Origin of the sequence: Camelimonas fluminis, assembly GCF_014656355.1 — a bacterium.
GTDB lineage: Bacteria > Pseudomonadota > Alphaproteobacteria > Rhizobiales > Beijerinckiaceae > Camelimonas > Camelimonas fluminis.
Window position 1 is genome coordinate 363,262 of record NZ_BNCG01000001.1, and the last position, 23,050, is coordinate 386,311.

The window sequence follows — 23,050 nt, forward strand, 5'->3', positions numbered from 1 at the left end:
GTTTGCTCTGGGCGCCGGTGACCACGTCGAAGGTGACGACGCCGTGATATTTGTCGGCGGAGGCTTCAGCCGGAGCGTAGCCCTTGCCCTTCTGGGTCACCACATGCACCAGGATCGGGCCATTTTCGGCGTCACGCACATTCTTCAGCACCGGCAGCAGGTGCTCCAGATTGTGGCCGTCGATCGGGCCGACGTAGAAGAAGCCCAATTCCTCGAACAGGGTGCCGCCGGTCAGCATGCCGCGGGCGTACTCCTCGGCGCGCTGGGCGTTGCGGTAGAAGAAACGCGGCAGCTTGCTGGCGAGCTGCTTGCCGATTTCGCGCAGGGAGCGGTAGGCGCCCCCTGACACCAGCCGGGCCAGGTAGGCCGACATGGCGCCCACCGGCGGGGCGATCGACATGTCGTTGTCGTTGAGAATGACAATGAGCCGCTCGCCGCGCGCGCCAGCGTTGTTCATGGCCTCGTAGGCCATGCCGGCGGACATGGCGCCGTCGCCAATGACGCACACCACGTTGCGCCGCTCGCCCTTCAGCTCGCTGGCCACCGCCATGCCGAGGCCGGCGGAAATCGAAGTGGACGAGTGGGCGGCGCCGAAGGGGTCGTATTCGCTCTCGGACCGTTTGGTGAAGCCGGAGAGGCCATTAACCTGGCGCAGGGTGCGGATGCGGTCGCGCCGTCCGGTCAGGATTTTGTGCGGATAGGCCTGGTGGCCGACGTCCCAGATAATGCGGTCGTCCGGCGTGTTGAAGACATAATGGAGGGCGACGGTCAGCTCGACCACGCCAAGCCCGGCGCCAAGATGGCCGCCGGTGACCGAGACCGCATCAATGGTTTCGGCGCGCAGTTCGTCGGCGATCTGCGGCAGATCGCTTTCGGGGAACGCCCGCAGGTCGGCGGGGATGCGCACTTGATCGAGGAGCGGGGTCTCGACTGCCAAAGTAGATACCTTCAACCGTTTGCCGCGTTACGGATTCTGCAGAAACGGGGGAACCCGCGCGCCCCCAGGACATAAGCCTTCACGAGCCGCAGGTCAAAGCCCGCGCGACGCGGCGTCACGCCGCCCGAGGCCGGGCCTGCCGTTCCGGCTCCTGTCCTATTCCTGCGGATCCAGCGGAACCACGCCCGTTGGGGCGCCGTCCGGACCAAGCGCGATCTTCTCGATCCGGGCTTCAGCGTTGCGCAGCAGCGTTTCGCAATGGCGCTTCAGCGCCTCGCCGCGTTCGAAGATGGCGATCGATTCCTCCAGCTCGACCCGCCCTTCCTCCAGCCGGCGCACGATGGCCTCCAGCTCGGACATGGCGGCCTCGAACGGCAGCGTGGCAATGTCGCTGACGCGGGCTTCTCCGGATTTTCCGGGCACTGGTTCGGTCATCTCGGCCTGTTTCCTTCGCGCCTTCCAAAGACGGCCCTTTTACGCGGAAACGTCGTCGTCCGCACCCCCGGCGCGCTCCTGGCGCGACGACGGGGGATACAGCAGCAACTGATAGGCTCGGGCGATGCCGATCAGCACCAGGCCAAGCCCGATGAACGACAGGGCGCGCCAGACGCCGTCGAGATTGGCCATGTCGAACAGGAAGGCCTTGAGCACCGCCGCGACGATGAAGGGCGCCGATGCAAGGCGCGCCAGACGCCGCTGGCGCAACAGGCCCCAAGCCAGCAGGCCGACGCCGATGACCAGCAGGGCGGCGGTGTAGCACCACCACTCCGCCTCGCCGGCATTCCGCCATATGGAGAGCACGGGCCCCTGGAAATAACGGCGGATGGCCAGCATCACCCATGCGGTGAACAGCGCGAGGCCGAGCACGGCGGTCGCCAGGGTGCGCCAGCGCGGCCAGCAGGCCCGGTTCAGCGCTGCGAGGCTGCCGGCGATGAGCGCCGGGATGAGGTAAGCCGGGATCAGCGAATTGAACAGGGCGCCGCCAATCACGACTTCACCCGTGAACAGCGGATTGACGAGCACGAACAGGCCCATGACGATCAGCCCCGTCGAAACGGCCATGAACGCCAGGCTGGCGACGCGATAGACTGGATCGGACCTTCGCCGGTTCATGCGCGACAGGGCCAGCGAGAACAGCAGGGAACTGCTGGCCAGCAGTCCGGTTTCGAGGTGATCGGACGCGACGCGGAACGGATCGCCGCCGTTGAGGGCGTGGCGGATCTCGAACAGGACGAGCAGCGCCGAGAAGATGATGGCGAGGCTTTCGCACAGGCCGGTGATCCGGTCGCGGCGGTGGCGCGCCAGCAACGTGGACGCGGCCCAAAAGGCCAGGGCCGGGACGCCATAGCCCCAGAGCAGCCAGTTGAACACCGGCGTCGTTCCCATGGCGCCATGGGCGGCGATGGCCGGGTTCCAGGCCAGACGGCCGAGGATCAGCAGGCCAAGGGCGCCCACCGCGTAGCGCAGGGCGGGAAGCTCAAGCCGCGCCGCCACCCAGGCCGCGCCCGCCGCCGCGAGGGCGAAGGCCACGGTCAGCATGCCCTTGTCGAGCGCGAAGGTGAGGCCCAGGGCAACGGCGGCGACAACCCCGGAGGCGATGGCGCCGACAGCAAGCCGCCAGTTGGGCGATGCGCTTTCCGGCCCGGCGCGCAGCCGCGCCGTTAGCGCCACGCCGGCGAGGGCCAGAGCGGCGGCGACAATGGCGAAAGGAATGCTGACCGCGAAACCGGCGATCTTCATCCACACCACGGTCATGACGCCGAGCGGCGTCAGCGTCGCCGCGGCGGCGTAGCTGGCGGCGGCGAACAGGGGCAGTTCACGCCCGGCCAGCAGCCGGCGCAGGGCGCCGGCGGCGATGGCGAGGCCGGCGACGATGGCGAAGCCAAGGTAGACCGTCAGGTTCTCCGGCATCGGATGGGAGCCGACGCCGCCGGGGGCGAGGGTTTGCGGCTCCTCCATGGCGAGCGCCACGACGCGCCAGTTCCACAAGGCGCCGGCGGCCGCCACGCCGGCCAGCGCCGTTGCTGGCGCCACGGCGGCGACGCGCCAGCCAGCAGCAAACAGCAGGCCGGCCATGGCGCCGCCAGTAAGCATGCGCGCCGCCGGCGTCAGCGGCAGGTCGGATGCTGCGAAGCCCAACGCCGTGAACGTGACCAGCACCGTGAGCGCGAACCAGTCCGGCCGCGCCTCTGCGTCCGGCGTGCGCCAGTGCGGCTCCACCGCCAGCACGGCGGCGGCCAGCAGCAACTGGATGATGACGTGGGCATTGATGGCGAGCGGCGCGTCATGGCCGGCGGCGACCAGCGCCAGACCCCACAGCCACGCGCCGACAGCGGCGGCGATGGCCAGCCAGCGCCAGCGCCGGATGCGGGCAAGAGCGTAGGCGGCGCTAACCACAACAGCGAGATAAAGCGTCAGCGCCCAGTGATTGGGCTGGTTCGACGAGACCAGCAACGGCGCCGCGAGGGCGGCCGGCAGACCGAGCGCGGCCAGCGCCGGGCCCTGTAGCGCCGCGCTGAACATGGCGAGCACCGCAACGACGCCGAGAGTGACGAAGGCCAGCGCCGGTCCGATGAAAGCGTAGAGCGCGTAAGCGGCGTAGACCGAGCCGAATATGGTCGCGGCGCCGGCGGCGGTAAGGGCGGCGGGCGCGCCGGGCGCGGCGAAGGGATGATCGGCGACAGCCACAGCCCGGCCGGCGCGCAGGTCGCGGCGCCGCAGCCATTCGCCGGCGCCGGTCAGTCCAAGGCCAAGCGCCAGCCCGAGCAGCACGCGCGCCGCAGGCCCGAAATAGCCCTCCTCGATGCTGAAGCGAACCAGCATCAGGCCGCCGACCGCAAGGGCAAGGGCGCCGACCCAGACGCTCCAGCGTGCGCCCAGCTTTTCTTCGAGACTGCGGCCTTCGCCTTTTGGCTTGCGGGATGCAGGAGATGCGGGGGCGGCGCCCTGGCTCTGGCCGGCCGTCGCAGGTTTTGGCGGCGCGGCGGCGGGAGCGTCCGACGGCGCAGCGGAGCCTGGATCGATGGCGGGTTTCTGGAGGCTGGCGGCGCCTGGGGTTGGGAGGGCTTCAGCGGGCGGCGCGGTGGGCGTCTGTTGCGGGGCGGCCCGGGCTGCGGTGGTTTCGGGCGCGGCCCTGAGCTGGGTGATGGTCTGCTCAAGCCGCATCACCCGGGCTTCCAGCAGGGAGGCGCGGTTGCGGGCGCCGATGCTCAGGGCCAGAGCGACAATGGCAATGACCGGAATGGACAATACGAGCAGGACGAGAAGTGTCAGTTCGCTGTCCAAGATTGTTTCCCTTCGCGGTCATCTGTCGGTTTGGGGGATTTCTTATCCGCAAATGGCCTGGATTGTGAAATCTGGCGGGCGGGCGTTTGGCGTCCGTTCCGTGACGGCGGCGGGGTTTGGTGGCGATCCGGCGGAAAACCTGATTCAGCCGGGGCGGCTATGACGTTGGTGATGCGGGGTTTTTGCGCGATCCTGTTGCCCGCCCCCGTCGCCCGGCGCCTTGCTGGCGCCGCCCGCTCACAAAATGGTCAGGGGGCGCGACCCGCAGCATACAAGGGCAGGCCGCCAGGTTCCGGGGTGCATTGGCGATATTTTACTCACTCCGGTCCAGGTTCTTCATAGCGATGGAGCGTCGCGCCGGATCAGGCGCGACCCATTTGCGCGCAATCCCTCATGTTCTGATTCAGAATCGCTGTTCGCCGACAAGTCATTGGCGGCGGCGGGAAAACGTCGTCCGGGTTCTGTCGCCCATGGCCCGGTTGCGTCTGGGAAAACTGCGAATTCGTCCGGGGAGCCTGGCAGGCCAGGGCGTCCCCTTGGGAAATGAATCGGGATTTTCCACTATCCCATTGAATATATGCGCTTTCATGGCGTGGCGCGGGCACTGTCCGGTTGGTCGGCGTCGTGAACTTCGGCCAGGGCCGCCGCCTCGCACAGGCCGCCAAAACGTTGCAGAAAGCGCTGGCTGGCGTCGTCGGCGCTCCACGGGGCGAGAAAATCGTCGATGGCGAAGGACAGGGGTAGCGGCGGGCCGAACAGGGCGCTGGCTTCCTCCGCGTCGAAGCCCGCCAGCCGGACCGCTTCATGCCAGGCCGACTGGCGGTCAGCCTGTTTGACGATGCGATGGATCAGCGGCGCGGTCCGCGCTGGCAGGCCGAAGCGGCGATGCACCGCCTCCTGAAGCCGTAGTTCGACCCGGCCATAGTCGTCGCCGAGCACGGCCTTGAACGGCGAGATCATATCGCCGATGACATATTCCGGCGCGTCATGCAGCAGCACCGTCAGCCGGCCCTTGCGCGACAGGTGTGGGTGCAGGTCGGCGGCGATGGCCTCGACGAACACGCAATGCTGGGCGACTGAAAAAATCGCCGGCCCCAGGGTTTGACCATTCCAGCGCGCCACCCTGGCCAGGCCGTGGGCGATGTCGGCGATCTCGATATCCAGCGGCGACGGATCGAGCAGATCGAGCCGGCGACCGGACAGCATGCGTTGCCAAGCGCGTGAGGGAGCCGGAGTGTGTTTGCGCGTCAAGGGCGGTGTTCCTGAGCAGCTTTTCCTGGACAAATTTGCCAGCGCTGGAAAATCATCAAGACGACGGCCGTGTGGCCGGAGGCCAGGTAAAGCCCATTCATGTAAAGCCCATTCATGCCGAACCGGCATTTTCCCGGATCTGGCGTGTTTGGGCGCATGCGCGTTCCGGCGCGGAGCCCGACGCGCTTGCCCGGATCCGGCCAGAGCAAAATCCGTCATGCTGAACCGGGGATTTGCTCTATCTTTTTGAAATAACGCACTATTTCATTTCAGGCGTCGTCCGTTCCGCCGGGAATGCTTCAAGCGGACGCCACGCCGCTGTCGCAACGCAGTGATCCTGCACTGGCGTTTCCAGCGCAGGCGGCGCATTCGCCGTGGCGGTAACAATCCACCAGATGGTCGTTGACCATGCCCACCGCCTGCATGAAGGCGTAGGTGATGGTGGGGCCGCAGAACTTGAAACCGCGCGCCTTCAGCTCTTTCGACATGCGCCGGGAGGCCTCGCTTTCCGTTGGCGCATCGGCGCGGGAGCGCAGGCCGTTCTGCACCGGAACGCCATCGACAAAATCCCACAAGAATTGTGAAAAGCCCTGACGTTCCTGAATGTCGAGCCAGACGCGGGCGCTGGCGATGGTTCCAGCGATCTTGGCGCGATTGCGCACGATGCCCGCATCGTTCATCAACCGGGCCACGTCGTCGTCGTCAAAACGGGCGATGGCCTCCGGCTCGAAACTGGCGAAGGCGCTGCGGAAACCGTCGCGCTTGCGCAGGATGGTGATCCACGACAGGCCAGCCTGGAAACCGTCGAGAATCAGCTTTTCAAACAGGGCGCGGTCGTCGTGCTCCGGCACGCCCCATTCCTCATCGTGGTAAGCAACGTAAAGCGGATCGGTTCCGGGCCACCAGCAACGGGCGCGGCCGTCGCCGTGGATGATCAGATCATTGCCGGTGGAGGCTTCGCCGGTTTCCGCCACGATCCATTCCCTTGCATCAGAAGTTATCGTCCGCCATTGAAGAACATATAAGGAACAAATGCAAGGCCCGACGCCTCGCTTCCGCTGCTCAGTCCCCGGCCATGTCGAAGCTGGCCCAGGTTGGCCTTGTCAGGGCCACAGGCGCGCCGCCGACGGTGGGCGTTACATTGTCGGCCAGGGCGTCGGCGTAACGGTCGAGCCGCACCATGGCGATGGCGCCGGCTCCGGCGCGGGCGCGAATGTCGCCGATGCGTTTTTCGCCGGCCATGATGTCGTCGCCCTGGCTGACGGCGGCGGCTTCTTCCAGGCGGGCCGCGACCATGCGGGTGCGGGCCGTGCCGCGGTGGTGCATGCGCGACACCACCTCCTGGCCGACATAGCAGCCCTTGTCGAAGGCGACGCCGCCGAGCTGGTCGAGATCAGCCTCGTGCGGGAACACCTCGCCACAGGCATAGTCCGCGCCGCCTTCGGGCACGGCCAGGGCGATGCGGTGGGCGCGCCACGCCGCCATATGGGCCGTATTCGCGTCGACGTCCGCGATCCCGGCCATGGCCGCGGCCGGCGCGATGGCGCGCTGGCCGAGGGCGGCGAGGCGGGGATCCGTCCAGTCAAGGCCTGGCAGTTGCGGGCCGTCGTCGCTCCAGCGCACGGCGATGGCGAAATCGCCGCTACGATCGGCGACAACCACTTTGGCGCGGAGCTTGTAGAAATTCAGCCGTTTGGCCAGGTCGGCGGCGCTGGCGGCCGCGACATCGAACAGGAAGCCGCCCTCGTCCAGCCCGGGCAGGCTTCCCGCCGGGGCGTGCACGACGAGAAAGTCGAACAGGATCTTGCCCTGAGGCGTCAGCAGCGCGCCCAGGCTGGCGTCGCCGGGCTGCAGATGGTCGATATCGCAGGTCACCAGGCCCTGCAGCAGGCCGGCTGCGTCGGCGCCTGTAACGGAAACGACTCCGCGATCTGACAGATGGGCGACCGGCATCGGCGTTCTCCTGGAGCGTTTTCCAGGGAGGCGGGCGCCGCTTCTCGTCTGGAAAACGCGTTAATTCAAAGACGTATAGCGAAAATCCGCTTCAGCCAGGACGGATTCGGCGCTGCGTGAGCGGCGCTTGCGCGCCTGTGCAGGCTGACATAATCCCACCTTGCGCCGGTTCCAACATACCGGAATGGTATGGTTCCGGAATGGGCGGACACGACGCAGGCAGGAGAGCAAGGCTGATGGCCGATATTTACGATCTCGTTCTCGCGGGCGGCAATGTCGTCAACCAGGATGGCGAGGGCGTGCGCGACGTCGCGGTGCGCGACGGCCGCATCGTGCATATCGGCTCGGTTGACCCGTCGCGGGCCGGGCGCGTCATTGATTGCCGTGGCCTGACGATTCTGCCTGGGGTCATCGACACCCAGGTGCACTTCCGTGAGCCGGGGCTCGACCACAAGGAAGACCTGGAAACGGGTTCGCGCGCCGCTGTCATGGGCGGCGTCACGGCGGTGTTCGAGATGCCGAACACCAATCCGCAGACGGTGACGGCGGAGGCGCTGGCCGACAAGGTGCGACGCGGCCATCACCGCATGCACTGTGATTTCGCCTTCTGGGTCGGCGGCACGCACGATAACGCCGCCGACATTCCGGAACTGGAGCGTCTGCCCGGCGCCGCCGGCATCAAGGTGTTCATGGGCTCGTCCACCGGCGATCTGCTGGTGGAGGACGATGAGGGGGTTGGCCGCATCCTGCGCCAGACGCGCCGCCGCGCCGCCTTCCACTCCGAGGACGAGATGATGCTGCGCGAGCGCAAGGACCTGCGCGTCCCGGGCGATCCGTCGAGTCATCCGGTGTGGCGCTCGGCCGAAGTGGCGTTGCGTTGCACCAGGCGGCTGGTGCGCATAGCCCGCAATGAGGGCGCGGCGATCCACGTGCTGCACATTTCGACCGCTGATGAGATGCGGTTTCTCGCCGGTTGCAAGGACGTCGCCTCGTGCGAGGTGACGCCGCATCACCTGACGCTGGCCGGACCGGAAGCCTACGAAAAGCTGGGAACCCTGGTGCAGATGAACCCGCCGGTGCGCGACGGCGCCCACCGCGCCGGCATCTGGGAGGGCGTGGCCCAGGGCGTGGCCGACATCCTCGGCTCCGACCACGCCCCCCATACGCTTGAAGAAAAGGCGAAGGCCTATCCGGATTCCCCCTCGGGCATGACCGGGGTGCAGACGCTGGTTCCGACCATGCTCAACCATGTCGCCGCGGGACGCATGACCCTGGCGCGCTTCGTCGACATGACCAGCGCCGGCCCGGCCCGGCTGTTTGGCGTCGCCCGCAAGGGGCGCATCGCCGTCGGCTATGATGCGGATTTCACCGTCGTCGACCTGAAGCGCACGGAAACCATCCGCAACGGCTGGATTGCCTCGCGCTGCGCCTGGACGCCCTATGACGGCGTTTCCGTCACGGGCTGGCCCGTGGGCACGGTGGTGCGCGGCCATGTGGTGATGTGGGAGGGCGATCTGACGACGCCGTCCCAGGGCGAGACGGTGCGCTTCACCCAGGCGCTGCCGCACTGACAGGCAGGCGCCGTCACACGCCGCACGCCAGTGAGGCCGCGCGGCCTGCGCGAGTTGCTGCCCGGCCCGGCGCCGTCTGTCATTGTGGCGGCGTACGGGAATGGAGCGGGCGATGGGCGGTTCATCTGACCAGCAACAGAATTCGCAGCAGGGGAACGGCGCTGTGCTGGCCTTGCTGGCGTTCATGCTCTGGGGGGGCGGCGGCGGCGGTCAGGCACTCCCGCAGGCGCGGCGGCCGCGTTCGGTTGGCAATCCCAGTTATGCGGGGGAGCCGCCGCCGGAGCCGCCGGATCTGCCTGTCGCGCGGCATGCTGGCTATCGCGACGTGCAGGGCGAACTGAAGGCGCATTTCAGCCAGGGCCGCACGCGCCCTGGGGACATTGTGGCCTGGAACCGGGAAGTTCCACGAGAGGTGAGGGTGCTTGCAGATCCCAATGAGTGGGCTGCCTTCCAGGACTTGTGCGCCCAATTCGCGCAACCTGCCGGCGTTACCGCCGCCCTGGGCGCTGGCGGACAGTCCGCCGGATTCATGTCCGCCGGATTCATGCCGGCGCTGAGTGCCGAAGAACTGGCGGGGCTGCATGGCGCCATGCGGGGCGCCAATGACGCGTTGCGGCGGTTGAATGGGCTGGGTGGCGGCGTCAGATCGCCGGCGGGCTTTGAGCGGGATGTCCGCATGGTTGAAGGCCGCGTGCGCCGGTCCGGTTCAATCCCGTCCGCAGGCAGCGTCGCCTCCCTGCCGCGATCGGCTTTCCGCATTGAGGTAGACGAGGGCATGGGGGCAATGGCGAGGGGGCTTTTGGCGTAGTGACGCCGTCACTCCGGATCGCCGGAGCGAGGCCCGTCTTGCCGTCCCCCGCCGGGACACCCTGTCAGAACGCCTGGTTCTGTATTGCCTGGCCCGATGCTACTTGACGATCACCTTCGCCCCGGACTGCACGCGATTGTACAGATCAATAACGTCGATATTACGCATGCGGATGCAGCCGGACGATTCGGCCCGGCCGATCTTCTCTGGCTCATTGGTGCCGTGGATGCGGTACAAGGTGTCCTTGCCGTTCTGATAAAGATACAGCGCCCGCGCGCCCAGCGGATTGCCGGGGCCGCCCTTCGTGTCGCGCACATGCGGCCAACGCTGCTTCATTTCCGCCGGCGGATGCCAGTCCGGCCATTCCGCCTTGCGCTGCACCACGGCGGTTCCCGTCCAGCCAAAGGCTTCATTGCCGACGGCGACGCCGTAACGCATCATCTTGCCGCCCGGCAGCACGTAGTAGAGCTGGCGCGCTTTGGTGTCGACGATGATGGTTCCCGGCTCTTCGCCAGTGTCGTCCTTCATCATGTAACGGGCGTAGATCGGGTCCTGTTCGGCTTTCGGAACTTGCGCCAGCCATTCGGCGTCGCGGCTGGAAACCTCCGGGTCAGGCGTCGCCGTGTAGCAGCCGGCGAGCAAAATTGCGGTCGCGGCCGCTATAACGACCCTTGAAAGATACGGCATTGTCAGTCCCTGAGCCGGCGGCGGCGCCAGCCGGGCCGCGAATCGTCATGCAAATCAACGAATGTCAGCGATATCCGACCGGCGTTCGCGGTACAATGATCAGCAGGCTCAACCAAATGAGAGTATGCCTGCTCTGGCATGCGCCATGGACAAGCCGGCGCCAGCTTGCAAGACTGCCGCTTCATATATGTTTTACAGGGCCCTCCATTGACGACGCTCTTTCTGTCGCATCCTGCCTGTCTCCTGCATGAGACGTTTCCTGGCCACCCCGAATGCCCCGATCGCCTGCGCGCCGTTGAACGGGCGCTGGAAGACGAGAAATTCGCGCTGCTGGCGCGGGAGCCGGCGCCGCTGGGCACGGAGGCAGACGTTCTGCGTTGTCATGGCCGGCAATATGTAGAGCAACTGCGCGCGCTGGCTCCCACCGACAACCGCCTGGTCGAAGTCGATGGCGACACCACCATGAGCATGGGCACGTGGGAGGCGGCGTTGCGCGGCGTCGGCGGCGCCGTGCGGGCGGTGGACGAAGTGCTGGGCGGGCAGGCGACCAACGCTTTTGTCGCCACGCGGCCTCCGGGGCACCACGCCGAGCGCGATCGCGCCATGGGGTTCTGCTTCTTCAACAACGCCGCCATCGCCGCCCGGCACGCCATCGAGGCGCATGGACTGGAGCGGGTGGCCATCGTTGATTGGGACGTCCACCACGGCAACGGCACCCAGAATATCTTCTGGGACGACCCGGCCGTGCTGTACTGCTCGACGCACGAGGCGCCGCTGTTCCCCCACACGGGCGACATGGGCGAGCGCGGCGAGCACGGCAATATCGTCAATATCCCGCTGACGCCGGGAACCAACGGCCGCACCTATCGCGAGATTTTCGACCTGATGGCGCTGCCGCGCGTCGACTCGTTCAAACCCGATCTGGTGATCATCTCGGCGGGCTTCGACGCCCACTGGCGCGATCCGCTGGCCAATATCAATCTCACCGAGAATGACTTCGCCTGGGCGACGCGACGCCTGCTCGATCTGGCCGACCGGCGCAGCAAGCGCCGCGTGGTTTCGGTGCTGGAGGGCGGCTATGACCTGGAGGCGCTGCAACGTTCGACCGCGGCGCATGTCGAGGCGCTAATGGCTGGCTAGAGGGCTTTCCGATCAGCCGGAATCGGCGGGTCGATCAGAATTCGCTCCAAACAAAGTGAACTGGAGCAGTTTGCGATCCAGATTGATCGAAAACTGCTCCAGTGGTCTGTGTCCGACACTCGCATGCCGCGATACAGGGCGGTGGAGCGAATGCCGGAACACCTGGAAAGGCGTGGCCATTCAAAAAGTCAGGGCGAAATCTGGTTCAGGATGAACGGATTCGGCTCCAGGATGCCTCCGGCGGCCTGCTGCGCTTGAGGCGTTCGACCTGTCTGGTTCGACGCGGTCCGTTGGCGGGCCACGCGCTGTCGTTCACGCGCAGTGGCGTCTGCGCCGCGAGAAAATCGCTCTGTTTCCGTTTCGCAGGAGGCCCGTATGTATACGCCGCCGGCTTTCCGTCAGGATGATCCAGCTTGGGCGCACCAGTTCATCCGGGCGGCGCGCCTGTGCACGCTGGTGACGGCGACCCCGGATGGGCTGGCGGCAACGCCGCTGCCGATGATCCTTGATGCGCCTGAGGGCGGCGAGGCGACGCTGCTCGGCCATCTGTCGCGCGCCAACGACCAGTGGAAGCGCCCGCCTGTCGGCGAGGCGCTGGCGATTTTCACCGGACCCGACGCCTATGTGACGCCGTCTTGGTATCCGTCGAAGCAGTAGGCCGGCAAGGTGGTTCCCACCTGGAACTACCAGGCGGTGCATGTCTATGGCGAGGCGACGTTTTTCGACGATCCGGACGCCCTGCGCGCGGCGGTGACGCGATTGACCGACCTGCATGAGGCTGAGCGGGCTGAAGCGGGCATGGAGACATGGCGGGTGAGCGATGCGCCAGAGCCTTTTGTGGCGGCGCAATTGCGCGGCATTGTCGGCGTGCGGCTGCGCATCACCCGCATCGACGCGAAATCAAAGATGAGCCAGAACCGCAGCGCCGAAGACCGGGCTGGCGTCGTCGCCGGGCTCTCACAGGGCGCGCGCCCTGGCGACCGCGTGGTCGCCGCCATTGTCGCGGGCGAGGGCAAGCCGTAGCCCTCAAGCTCTATGAGCCCGGGCGTCGGCTCTGAATGAAGCCGGAGCAGCGCACGGGGGTTGTTGCAGGGACACGCGCGCCAAATTGTCCACGAAGCTTTTATCCATAGTCTGGCAGGCTTCTGGAGAACTCTCTGGGACAGCTTCCGTTGCCACGCCCCTGGCGCGTCAGCATCTGCGCGACCAGGCGCAAGGACCAACCATCTTTCAGGGCTATCCGTCTTCCAGCTTCGCGCGGTTGGTGAAGCGGGCGTTGCCGAGGCCGGTGCCGATGGTCAGCACGCCCCAGTGGGTCACGTCCTGCATGAACGGGGCCTGGCTCAGGCCCTGCACGACGGCGTCGTTGTGGATGACCACCGCGGTCTCATGTCCGCCGATTTCCGGGATGGCCGCGCGCAGGCAATCGGCCAGATTGAAGCGCGAACTTTCCCAGTTTCCTGGCAGGTTCTGGCCGCCGCGGGCGATGGCGCCGTCGGGGCCGATGACGCCCGGAACGCCAACGCCGATCAGCGGACACAGGCGGCGGCCGTCGCTGTCTGACATGGCGATCAGCTCCGCCAGCATGTCGGTGAGGCGGGCTACCGCCTCATCGCGCTTCGGATCGTCGTCGCGATGGCGCCAGAGGGTGGATTTCCAGACCCGGGCCTTCGACAGATCCTTTTTCTTCTTCAGGTTTACGTCGATCACACCGCAGCGGATGTTGGAGCCGCCAACATCCACGGCCAGAATGGCGTCGCGGCCTTCGTAGATCCACGCCGGGGCCAGATGGGCGCAGCCGATCAGCCCGGCTTCGTCCGGGTGATGGCGGATCATCTCCATGTCGATGTCGACGCCCTGGCTTTTCAGCAGCACCATGGCCCGGCCCACGGCGAGTTCGCCCACGCGGCTCTGTTTCAGGCCGCCGCCGACGACGATCCGCTCCGTGCCCTTCCAGGCCGGGTCGTTGAGGAAGCGCCGCGCCACATGCGCCAGTTCGCCGGCAAAATGCTCGATGGCTCCAAGCACGACGCCCGCCGCTTCCAGATCGCCTTTGGTGAGAAGCCGGTCGAGGGTGGATTTGCTGATGTCCGAACTGGGGTCGTCGCCGAGGGGATCGCCGTCGCGGTCGTTCTGGCGCAGCGCCTTGCGGATTTCATCGAGCGTGGCGCGAAACGCCCGGCCGCTGGCGCGGTCGCCGACAAAGCCTTCCCTGTCGCGAACTTCCAGGTTGTAGCTGTCGACCAGGACCGAGGACAGCCGTCCCGCGCCGTGGGCGGCGATGCCGCCGGCGGGCTGCTGGTCGTCGCCATTCGCCACGGGCTTCCGGCCCTTGCCGGTTGCTGTCGACGCGGTCTTTCCGGATTTTCCGGACGCAGATTTCTTGCCCGATCTGGATGACGCGGATCTGGCCATTTATCCCCCGGTTTGGGACGCGATCATCGCGTCCAGCGTCTGCTGAACAGGCCTGAAGCGCGTTACGCCGTTCAGACCTCGCCAGTCAGGAAAACCACCGGGAGCCGGTTTTCGTTCCGCCGGGTCAGGGGATCGGAGGTTCTGCAGCCAGGCGGATGGCCGCCTGGCTGCAGGGATAGCGCGTCAACGAGAGGGAAGCCGCAGGTTCGGAATGAACCGGGTTTGCCCGGCGCTCAGCCGTCAACCGGCTCGGTGCGGACAATCTCGATGCCGAAGCCGGCGAGACCGACAAAGGCGCGCGGCGTTGACGACAGATTGACGATCGACGAGACGCCGAGGTCGCGCAGGATTTGCGCCCCGAGGCCGATCTCGCGCCATTCGCGCACGCGGCTTTCCTCGGCGCTGACCGGGTGCTTGTCCTCATCCTGGCGGTGCAGGGGCACGCCGGCGGAGCCGTCGCGCAGATAGATCAGCACGCCGCGACCGTCGCGGGCAAACCGGGCCAGGGCCTGATCGACGGCGGAAGGGCCGAACAGGTCAGCCACCACGTCGGCGCGGTGCAGGCGGGCTGGCACCGCTTCGCCATTGCCGATGGGGCCCATGACGAAGGCGAAGTGCTGCACGGTGTCGAGGTTGGTTTCGTAAGCGTAGCCGGTGAGGTCGCCATGCCGGGTGTGCACCGGAAACGTTCCCACGCGCTCCACCAGCTTCTCGCGGGAGCGGCGGAAGGCGATCAGATCGGCCACCGAGATGCGCTTCAGATTGTGCGTGGCGGCAAAGGCGTCGATCTGCTCGCCCTTCATCACCGTGCCGTCGTCGTTGGCCAGTTCGCAGATCACGCCGACTGGCGGCAAGCCGGCGAGGCGGCACAGGTCCACCGCCGCTTCCGTATGGCCGGAGCGCATCAGCACGCCGCCGTCACGGGCGATCAGCGGAAAAACGTGGCCCGGGCGGACGAAATCGTCCGGCCCCATATTGCCGTTGGCCAGGGCGCGCACGGTGTTGGCGCGTTGCTCGGCGGAAATGCCGGTGGTGAGGCCGTGGCGCACGTCCACGGTGACCGTGAAGGCGGTGCCGAGCGGCGCATCGTTGGCGGCGACCATCGGATCAAGCCGCAGGCGCTGGGCTTCCTCGCGAGATGTCGGGGCGCAGACGATGCCGCAGGTGTTGCGGATGATGAACGCCATCTTCTCCGTGGTGCACAGGGAGGCGGCGCAGATCAGGTCGCCTTCGTTCTCGCGGTCGTCGTCATCGGTGACGATGATGATCTCGCCGCGGGCGATGGCTTCGATGGCTTCGTTGACGTTATGCGACATGGGGTTTCCGTCCGGACGTTTTCGAGTGGCCGTCTTGCTGGTTCTGCGCCAGGGCAACATCCGTTCACCCTGGACCGGATGTTGCGCCGCCGCCTTGATCGGACGCATTTTTTCACGAAAAAGCGGCGCCCACTTTCCGTGAAAATGCTCTACGCGCCCGGCCAGTGGCGGACGCCGCCAGTCTGGGCGCGGTCGCGCAGGTAGTGATCGGCGATGGCGCAGGCGACCATGGCCTCGCCCACCGGCACGGCGCGCAGGCCGACGCAGGGATCATGACGACCCTTGGTCAGAATGTCCGCTTCGTGGCCGGCGCGGTCAATGGTCTGGCGCGGCGTCAGGATTGAAGAGGTCGGTTTCACCGCGAACCGGGCGATGACCGCCTGGCCGGTGGAAATGCCGCCGACAACGCCGCCCGCGTGGTTGGACAGGAACAGCGGTCGCCCGTCGTTGCCCATGCGCAGTTCGTCAGCGTTCTGTTCGCCGGTCAGTTCAGCAGCGGCGAAGCCGTCGCCGATCTCGACGCCCTTCACCGCGTTGATGCTCATCAGATTGGCCGCGATGTCCGTGTCGAGCTTGCCGTAGATCGGCGCGCCGAGACCCGCCGGAACGCCTTCCGCCACCACCTCGATAACCGCGCCGATGGACGAGCCGCTTTTGCGGACGCCGTCCAGATAGGCGGCGAACACGTCAACCATGGCCGCGTCCGGGCAGAAGAACGGGTTATCGTTGATGATCGACCAGTCCCAGTTGGCGCGGTTGATCCTGTGCGGGCCGATCTGCACGACGGCGCCGCGCACCACGAGGCCGGGAACCACCTTGCGGGCGATGGCGCCGGCGGCGACGCGCATGGCGGTTTCGCGCGCTGACGAGCGGCCGCCGCCGCGATAGTCGCGCAGGCCGTATTTCACGTCATAGGCGAAGTCGGCGTGGCCAGGGCGGTACTTGTCCTTGATGTCCCCGTAGTCCTTCGAGCGCTGGTCGGTGTTCTCGATCAGCAGGCCGATGGACGTGCCGGTGGTGACCTGCTCGCCGCTTTCCGGGTGCGGAAACACGCCGGAGAGGATTTTGACCTCGTCGGCCTCGCGACGCTGGGTGGTGAAGCGCGACTGGCCAGGTTTGCGCCGGTCGAGATCATGCTGGATGTCGGCTTCCGTCAGCGCAATGCCCGGAGGGCAACCGTCGACGACGCAGCCAATGGCCGGACCGTGGCTCTCGCCGAAGGTGGTGACGCGGAACAGGTGGCCGAATGAGTTGTGCGACATGGACTTCCTCTGCCGTCTGCATAGGGCCGCCGCCGCGCGCGGTCAAACAGCGGCGGGGATTTTCCGGCGGGCGATCCCCGCGAACGCCAAAACAGGAAAGGCCGGCGTCGCCGCCGGCCCTTCCATTCATCCGTTGCGCTGGCGGCGGGCGACCGGCTAGGCCGCCGCGTCGCTCAGGCCGCGATGCGCAGGGCCCCGCCCTTCGTCTGGGCGGCTGCGTCGCCCAGGGCCCGGCGAACCGGCACGGCGGGGGCGCCCGCCCATTCGGAGTGAGCCGGGAGGCTTTCGCCCTTCATCACCACGGTGGTCTGGCCGATGCGGGCGAAGTCGCCGACATGGGTGTCGTAGAGCACGGTGGAGCCGGCGCCGACTGTCACGCCCTTGCCAAGCTCGACCCGGCCCACCTTCATCACCCGGTCTTCGTACAGGTGGGTCTGCAGGGTCGAGGTCATGTTGATGGCGCAGTAGTCGCCGATCTTGACACAGTCGAACTCGGTCAGATCGGTCCAGTCCATCCACACGCCCTTGCCGATCTTCGCGCCATAAAGACGCAACAGCCAGGGCAGGAACGGCGTGCCGCGGAAGTACTCAAGCGACGCCTTGCCGACGAGGCCGCCATAGATCACCGCCACGGCCTCGGTGCGCATGGCCCACCACGACCACATGGGATGGGCGGTGGGCTTGTAGGCGCCCATCATCACCCATTTGACGATGGCGGCGAAGGCCACCAGCGCCAGGGCGATGACCACGCCGGCGGCGAGGAAGACGCCGGTGGCGGTCAGCCAGTCGCCACGGCCGATCGGGTTGGCGATGACATCGGCGGTCATGTAGCCGCAGGTGATGAACAGCGCCGTGGGCAGCGAGGTGTGGACCGCCTCGAACAGGCCGCGACCCAACAGTTTCAGCTTCGGCGGCTGGTAGGTGAAGTTGGCCGCCACGTCGAACTTCTGCCGCACCGGCAGCTTGATGGCCGGGCTGCCGAACCAGGTTTCGTTCTCGCCGATATGCAGGTCTTCCGGCATGCGCGACTTGATGCCGAGCAGCGCGCCGTCTTCGATCACCGAGCCGCCGGGGACGATGGCGTCGTTGCCGAGGAACACCCGGTCGCCGGTCTTCACCGTGCGCAGCTCCATATAACCGCGGCGGATTTCCTCGTCGCCGAAGATCACCTCGTCGCCGAGGAAATTGCCGTCGCCGATGTCGACCAGGTCGTAGCGGCCGGCGAGGTTGGTGGAAATCTCCGAGCCCTTGCCGATCTTCGCGCCCATCAGGCGATACCAGATGCGCATGAACAGCGTGGCGTAGAGCGAGTTCAGGGTCTCCAGCGTCACCTCGGTGGCGAGGCCCATCAGCCATTTGCGCACATAGGTCCAGGAGTGGATCGAATACACGCCAGGGCGGACGCGCGGCAGGATGACCCAGCGGCAGACGATGATCACCGCCATGGAAACGAGGATCAGCGCCAGCGCCGTCGGGATCGTGAGCAGCGGCAGCATCGACCAGGACACTTCATGGTCGTTCACGCCGCTGAACAGCCGGTCGAGGTTGTAGAGAATGTAAAAGGCCGGGAAGATCGGCAGCAGGCCAAGCATCAGCATGACGATGTAGCCGACGCCATAGACCGCGCCCTGGACGGCGCGCCGGGCCGGGCCGGCTTCCGCCTGCGGTGGCAGGGCGGCGAGATCGACCATGCCGGTCTTGCGGGCGGGCGAACCCTCCCACTTTTCCCCGTCGCCGACGACGCCGTTCTCCGGGATCGCCGTCAGGTCGGCCAGTTCGGCGCTGCGGCCGACGCGGCTGTTGGGGCCGAACGAGCAGGTGTTGCCGGTATAGGCGTCGGCGCCGATCTCGATCGCGCCGATAATCAGCTCATTGCCCACCACCTGGACGTTGGCGAAGCGGGTCTTGGCGCCAGTGGAGGCGCCGTCGCCGATCGAGATCAGGTCGATGGCGCCAGCCTCGAAGTCGCCGATGATGGCGTCGCGGCCGACCTTGGCGCCGAGCATGCGCAGATAGACACGCATCAGCGGTGAGTTCTGCAGGAACTTCAGCGACGTGGCCTGGATCATGCGCTGCACGAACCAGACGCGGAAGTAATAGACGCCCCACAGCGGGTAGCGGCCGGGTTTCGTGCGGCCGAGGACGGCCCATTTCAGGCCGGCGATCAACAGCTTGGCGCCGATGTTCAGGATGACATAGACGGTGAACAGCGCCGCCATCTCAGCCCAGATCGAGGCGTCCTCGCGCAGCAGCGCGATGGAAGCCAGGAACAGGCCAAGCCACTGGATGGTCACCACGCCGAGAATCACCGGCAGGGCGACGGCCTGGGCGACGCCGCACCAGAAGCGCCGCATCAGGGGCGGGGGGTCAAACGACAGGTCCAGGGCTTCGCCGCCGCCATTGGCCTCCACCAGCGCCGCCATGGCGCGCAGGGTGCGGGCGGCGTAGACGTCCTGCATGGTCAGGGTGGCGTAGGCCGGGTGCCGGCGCACTTCGGAGACGAAGCGCGCCGCCAGCAGCGAATGGCCGCCCAGATCAAGGAAGAAATCGGCGTCAAACGGGATGGCCTGGCCGGGGAAGACATGCTTCGCCGCCGCCAGCAACACGGCCTCGGCGTCGCTCTGCGGCGCTTCCTCTTCAGCCGCCTCACGAGCGGTGAGTGCGACGCCTTTCAGCGTCTTGCGGTCGATCTTGCCGGAGGTGAGGCGGGGCAGCGTCGTCGCCAGCTCGAAGTGCGACGGGCACATGTAGGACGGCAGGCGCTCGCGCAGGCCAGCGCGCAGGGCCATGCGGTCGATGCTCTCGCCCGGCTGGGCGACGAGGAAGGCGACAAGCCGGTCGACGCCGTCATCCTGGCGCACCACCACCGCGGCCTGGGCGACGTTGGGGAAGTCGGCCAGCGCCGCTTCGATCTCGCCCAGTTCGACGCGAAAACCACGAATCTTGACCTGGTCATCGATGCGCCCGTGGAAAACGATGTTGCCGCTGGCGTCGAGGCTGACGGCGTCGCCGGAGCGGTACAACACCGGGTCGATCGGCTTTTTATCGGTGGCGAACGGATTGGCGATGAACTTCTCCGCCGTCAGCTCCGGGCGGCGCAGATAGCCCTGGGCGACGCCCGGGCCGCCGATCAGCAGTTCGCCTTCCACGCCGGGAGCGACGGGGTTCAACTGCTCGTCGACCACATAGCAGGTGTAGTTGGGAATCGGTTTGCCGATGGTGACGGTTTCGCCGGGCACAACTTCAGCCACGGTGGCGACAACCGTCGCCTCGGTCGGGCCATAGGTGTTGAAAATGCGCCGGTCCTGGCGGGCCCAGCGGGCGATCAGCGGCGCCGGCAGCGCCTCGCCGCCGAGCAGGATCACCCGCAGGGCCGGGACGTCGCGCGGCAACAGGGCCAGCAGGGTCGGCACCGTATCGAGCACGGTGACGCCAGCGGCCTCCAGCAGGTCGGGCAGACGCTCGATGTCGCTCATCACCTCGGGCGTCGCGACCGTCAGCGTCGCGCCAACCAGGTACGGGACCCAGATTTCCTCCATCGACAGGTCAAAGGCGACGGAGGCGCCCTGGAACACAACGTCGTCGGAGGTCAGGCCGTAGACGTCATTGGCCGAACGCAGGAAGTGGCAGATATTGCGCTGGCTGATGACGATGCCCTTGGGCGTGCCCGTGGAGCCCGAGGTATAGATCATGTAGGCGGGGCTGTCGGCGCTCTGGCCGCGCGTGCGCGGGTCGGGCAGCTCCGGCAGGTCGCCTGCGGCGGCTTCCGCCTGGAGCGCCTCGACGGTCCAGACGGCGAATTTGGTCTCGCGCGCCCGGGCGGCGAAGCTGTCGCAGGTCAGCAGACCCTTGGCGCCAGCGTCGGCGAGGCAGACGGCGATGCGGTCAACCGGGGCGTCGGCGTCGAACGGCAGCCAGGCGGCGCCGGTGCGGGTGACGGCGATCTGGGCCATCAGCAGGGCGACGCCGCGCGGCGCCCACAGGCCGACCACATCGCCCGGGCCGATGCCCTTCGCCGCCAGCGCCCGGGCCATCTGTGCGGTCAGTTCGTTGACCTGCGCATAAGTCCAGACCTGGTCGCCGCTGGCGTAGGCGATGCGGTAGCCGCGCAGACGGACCGTAGCGGCGAAAATCTCGGCCAGGGTTTCGTCGCGCGCGAATTCCGGTCGCACAGGACCAGCCAGCATGAATGGCGACGCCGTATGGCCGGCGGTCGCTCCCACATTCATGTCTTCGCCTGGTATTCTCATCTTGCCCCTCGCCCGGACGGCCTTCCGCCCATGGATGCTGTGGCAAAGCCCGGATTCCACACGGAAGGGGCTTGCATGGGCGGATCATTGCGCCTGGCTGCCTGAACCGTGCATGAACGAAAATGAACGGGCCGGTTGCAGGGGGCTGCAGCGGGCCGGGCGCGCGAGATCAGGCTCGTGGAGGGGCGCCTCCAGCCGTTGCAGCGTCATGGGTTGCGGGTCATGCATTGCCGGCCAGGGGCTTGCCAGCAAGGCGCCTGCCGTCATGTGCGCCCTGGCCCAACCACCGCGCGACATCCTCCGCATGGTTTTTCCACACGTCATGGCGGGCTGGTCCCGGCCATCCACGGAGCCAGCGCCATTCAGTCATGCGAGGCGGTGGACGCCTCTCAGCTGTGGGTGGCGCGGGTGGGATGAGTATGGCGCGGTGAAGAGCGGGGGAGCAGCCGGGCGGCGACGCAGGCGCAGGCTTCCCGCCGCGTATGGCGCAGGAAACTCAAAGCGCGCCGGAAAATTCAGCCCGAAAATTCAGCCATGGCCCGGCGGAACATCTTCCGGCAGCCAGCGCCAGCCGCTGGCGTCGATGCGGAGCACCCGACCCTGCCAGACAGGAAAACGGACGACCTCGACCGGATCAAGATCGCAGGTCAGGGCCAGCAGCGCCCGGGCGACGCCGCCGTGGGACACGATGACCGCATCGCCCTCCAGCGCCGCAATGGCGGGTGCCAGCCGGGCGGCGACGTCGGCGTAGCTTTCACCGTCCGGCGGCGCATAGGTCCACGGCGCCGCCTTGCGGGCGGCGTGGGCGGCCGGATGCCGCGCTTTGATGTCTTTCCATGGATGGCCTTCCCAGCGGCCGAAGGAAATTTCGGCCAGCCGTTCGTCGGCCAGATAACCATCGGGCTCAAGCCCCATGGTCTGGCGCAGGATTTCCATGGTGCGGGAAGCGCGGGCCAGAGGGCTGGCCAGCCAGAGCGGGCGAGCAGGATCGGGAAGCAGGCCGCCAAGGAGCCGGCCCGCGACCGCCGCCTGGCGTTTGCCGGTGCGGTTCAGTCCGGTGTCGCGCCGGCCCTGCAAACGTCCGGCGGCGTTCCAGTCAGTCTCGCCATGGCGAATGAACCAGATGACGCCGCGCGGGCGGGTTCGGGGAACCGGCGGCGCGCCCGCAGGCGATGTGTCCTGCGGTTTGGCGTCCTGTTGCCCGGCGTCTTCGGCCTGCGTCCGGATGGCGTCCACGGCGCGGCTTATTCCTTGTTGAGAACGATGTCGGGGGCGTCGGGATTCTTCATGCCAACCACATGGTAGCCGGCGTCGACATGGTGCACTTCGCCGGTGACGCCCTTCGACATGTCGGAGAGGAAATAGGCGGCGCTCTCGCCGACGTCCTCGATGGTCACCGAACGACGCATGGGCGAGTTGTATTCGTTCCACTTCAGGATGTAGCGGAAATCGCCGATGCCGGAGGCGGCCAGGGTCTTGATCGGGCCAGCGGAAATGGCGTTGACGCGGATGCGCTGCGGGCCGAGATCGGCGGCGAGGTAGCGCACGCTGGCTTCCAGCGCGGCCTTGGCGACGCCCATCACGTTGTAATGGGGCATCCATTTCTCGGCGCCGTAATAGGTCAGCGTCAGGATAGCGCCGCCCTCGGTCATCAGCTTCTCGGCGCGCTGGGCGATCGCCGTGAGCGAATAGCACGAAATCAGCATCGACTTCGTGAAATTGGCCTCGCTGGTGTCGAGATAGCGGCCGGTCAACTCATCCTTGTCGGAAAAGGCGATGGCGTGAACGAGGAAGTCGATCTTGCCCCAGAGCTTCTCCACCTCGGCGAACACCGCGTCGATGGTGCTGGCGTCGGTGACGTCGCAATGGCCGACGACGGCGGCGCCAAGTTCGGCTGCCAGCGGCTCGACGCGCTTCTTGAGCGCGTCGCCCTGATAGGTCAGGGCGATTTCAGCGCCGTGCTGGCGCGCCGCTTTGGCAATGCCCCAGGCAATCGATTTGTTGTTGGCCAACCCCATGATAACGCCGCGCTTGCCGGCCATGAGGGAACTGATTTGCGCAACGTTGCCTGCCATGGTGAAACTGGGACCCTGGTGCTCGCCGGAACCGCCGACGCTTCTTCCGTTGCATCATTAGCCGACGCGGGCGGGTGACGGAAGCCCGGATTGTTCCACT

At 67.0% G+C, this 23,050-nt stretch carries 16 protein-coding genes and 1 pseudogene; 4 read left to right on the forward strand and 13 right to left on the reverse strand.

Going from position 1 to position 23,050, the window contains the following annotated elements; translation table 11 throughout:
- The 6 genes from IE243_RS01560 to ygfZ form a co-directional block, all read right to left on the reverse strand.
- Positions 1-937: 1-deoxy-D-xylulose-5-phosphate synthase N-terminal domain-containing protein (locus IE243_RS01560; RefSeq protein ID WP_244642608.1), on the reverse strand; the 937-nt coding region annotated here is incomplete at its 3' end.
- Positions 938-1,093: 156 nt separating this feature from the next.
- Positions 1,094-1,372 (reverse strand): exodeoxyribonuclease VII small subunit, encoded by a 279-nt coding sequence (locus IE243_RS01565; protein WP_191317572.1) that lies wholly within the window; start codon positions 1,370-1,372, stop codon positions 1,094-1,096.
- Positions 1,373-1,411: 39 nt separating this feature from the next.
- Entirely contained in the window at positions 1,412-4,222 is a 2,811-nt protein-coding gene (locus tag IE243_RS01570; protein WP_191317573.1) for a DUF2339 domain-containing protein, read from the reverse strand.
- Between the two features lie 585 nt (positions 4,223-4,807).
- Complete coding sequence (locus IE243_RS01575) at positions 4,808-5,428, reverse strand: HD domain-containing protein (RefSeq protein WP_191317906.1); 621 nt, start codon at positions 5,426-5,428, stop codon at positions 4,808-4,810.
- Between the two features lie 344 nt (positions 5,429-5,772).
- Positions 5,773-6,447 (reverse strand): DNA-3-methyladenine glycosylase I, encoded by a 675-nt coding sequence (locus IE243_RS01580; RefSeq protein ID WP_373301531.1) that lies wholly within the window; start codon positions 6,445-6,447, stop codon positions 5,773-5,775.
- Between the two features lie 88 nt (positions 6,448-6,535).
- Entirely contained in the window at positions 6,536-7,426 is an 891-nt protein-coding gene (gene ygfZ / locus IE243_RS01585; RefSeq protein ID WP_191317574.1) for a CAF17-like 4Fe-4S cluster assembly/insertion protein YgfZ, read from the reverse strand.
- Positions 7,427-7,662: 236 nt separating this feature from the next.
- Between ygfZ and IE243_RS01590 the strand changes: the two genes are divergently transcribed.
- Complete coding sequence (locus tag IE243_RS01590; RefSeq protein ID WP_191317575.1) at positions 7,663-8,997, forward strand: dihydroorotase; 1,335 nt, start codon at positions 7,663-7,665, stop codon at positions 8,995-8,997.
- Between the two features lie 112 nt (positions 8,998-9,109).
- The gene (locus IE243_RS01595; RefSeq protein WP_191317576.1) at positions 9,110-9,805 is read left to right on the forward strand and encodes a hypothetical protein; all 696 of its coding nucleotides are present in this window, start codon (positions 9,110-9,112) and stop codon (positions 9,803-9,805) included.
- 99 nt (positions 9,806-9,904) lie between these two features.
- Here IE243_RS01595 and IE243_RS01600 read toward each other — a convergent pair whose 3' ends face one another.
- Entirely contained in the window at positions 9,905-10,492 is a 588-nt protein-coding gene (locus IE243_RS01600) for a L,D-transpeptidase (protein ID WP_191317577.1), read from the reverse strand.
- A 207-nt stretch (positions 10,493-10,699) separates the two neighbouring features.
- On the opposite strand from IE243_RS01600, the gene IE243_RS01605 reads away from it, so the two are divergent.
- Both IE243_RS01605 and IE243_RS01610 read left to right on the forward strand, forming a co-directional pair.
- Positions 10,700-11,632, forward strand: coding sequence for a histone deacetylase family protein (locus IE243_RS01605; RefSeq protein ID WP_191317578.1), 933 nt, complete (start codon positions 10,700-10,702; stop codon positions 11,630-11,632).
- 375 nt (positions 11,633-12,007) lie between these two features.
- Positions 12,008-12,655: pseudogene (locus IE243_RS01610) on the forward strand (FMN-binding negative transcriptional regulator).
- A gap of 213 nt (positions 12,656-12,868) precedes the next feature.
- Here the strand turns inward: IE243_RS01610 and IE243_RS01615 are convergent.
- The 6 genes from IE243_RS01615 to fabI all read right to left on the reverse strand — a co-directional run bounded on the left by IE243_RS01615 (position 12,869) and on the right by fabI (position 22,950).
- Complete coding sequence (locus IE243_RS01615; RefSeq protein ID WP_191317579.1) at positions 12,869-14,047, reverse strand: ROK family protein; 1,179 nt, start codon at positions 14,045-14,047, stop codon at positions 12,869-12,871.
- Between the two features lie 233 nt (positions 14,048-14,280).
- The gene (gene ribB, locus IE243_RS01620) at positions 14,281-15,363 is read right to left on the reverse strand and encodes a 3,4-dihydroxy-2-butanone-4-phosphate synthase (protein WP_191317580.1); all 1,083 of its coding nucleotides are present in this window, start codon (positions 15,361-15,363) and stop codon (positions 14,281-14,283) included.
- 149 nt (positions 15,364-15,512) lie between these two features.
- Entirely contained in the window at positions 15,513-16,625 is a 1,113-nt protein-coding gene (aroC, locus tag IE243_RS01625; protein WP_191317581.1) for a chorismate synthase, read from the reverse strand.
- Positions 16,626-16,798: 173 nt separating this feature from the next.
- A complete protein-coding gene (locus IE243_RS01630; RefSeq protein WP_191317582.1) occupies positions 16,799-20,854 on the reverse strand; it encodes a Pls/PosA family non-ribosomal peptide synthetase in 4,056 nt (1,351 codons plus the stop codon).
- Between the two features lie 549 nt (positions 20,855-21,403).
- Positions 21,404-22,111, reverse strand: a complete 708-nt coding sequence (locus tag IE243_RS01635) for a histidine phosphatase family protein (protein ID WP_244642610.1) — start codon at positions 22,109-22,111, stop codon at positions 21,404-21,406.
- Positions 22,112-22,119: 8 nt separating this feature from the next.
- A complete protein-coding gene (fabI, locus tag IE243_RS01640; protein WP_191317583.1) occupies positions 22,120-22,950 on the reverse strand; it encodes an enoyl-ACP reductase FabI in 831 nt (276 codons plus the stop codon).
- Positions 22,951-23,050 lie beyond the last annotated feature (100 nt).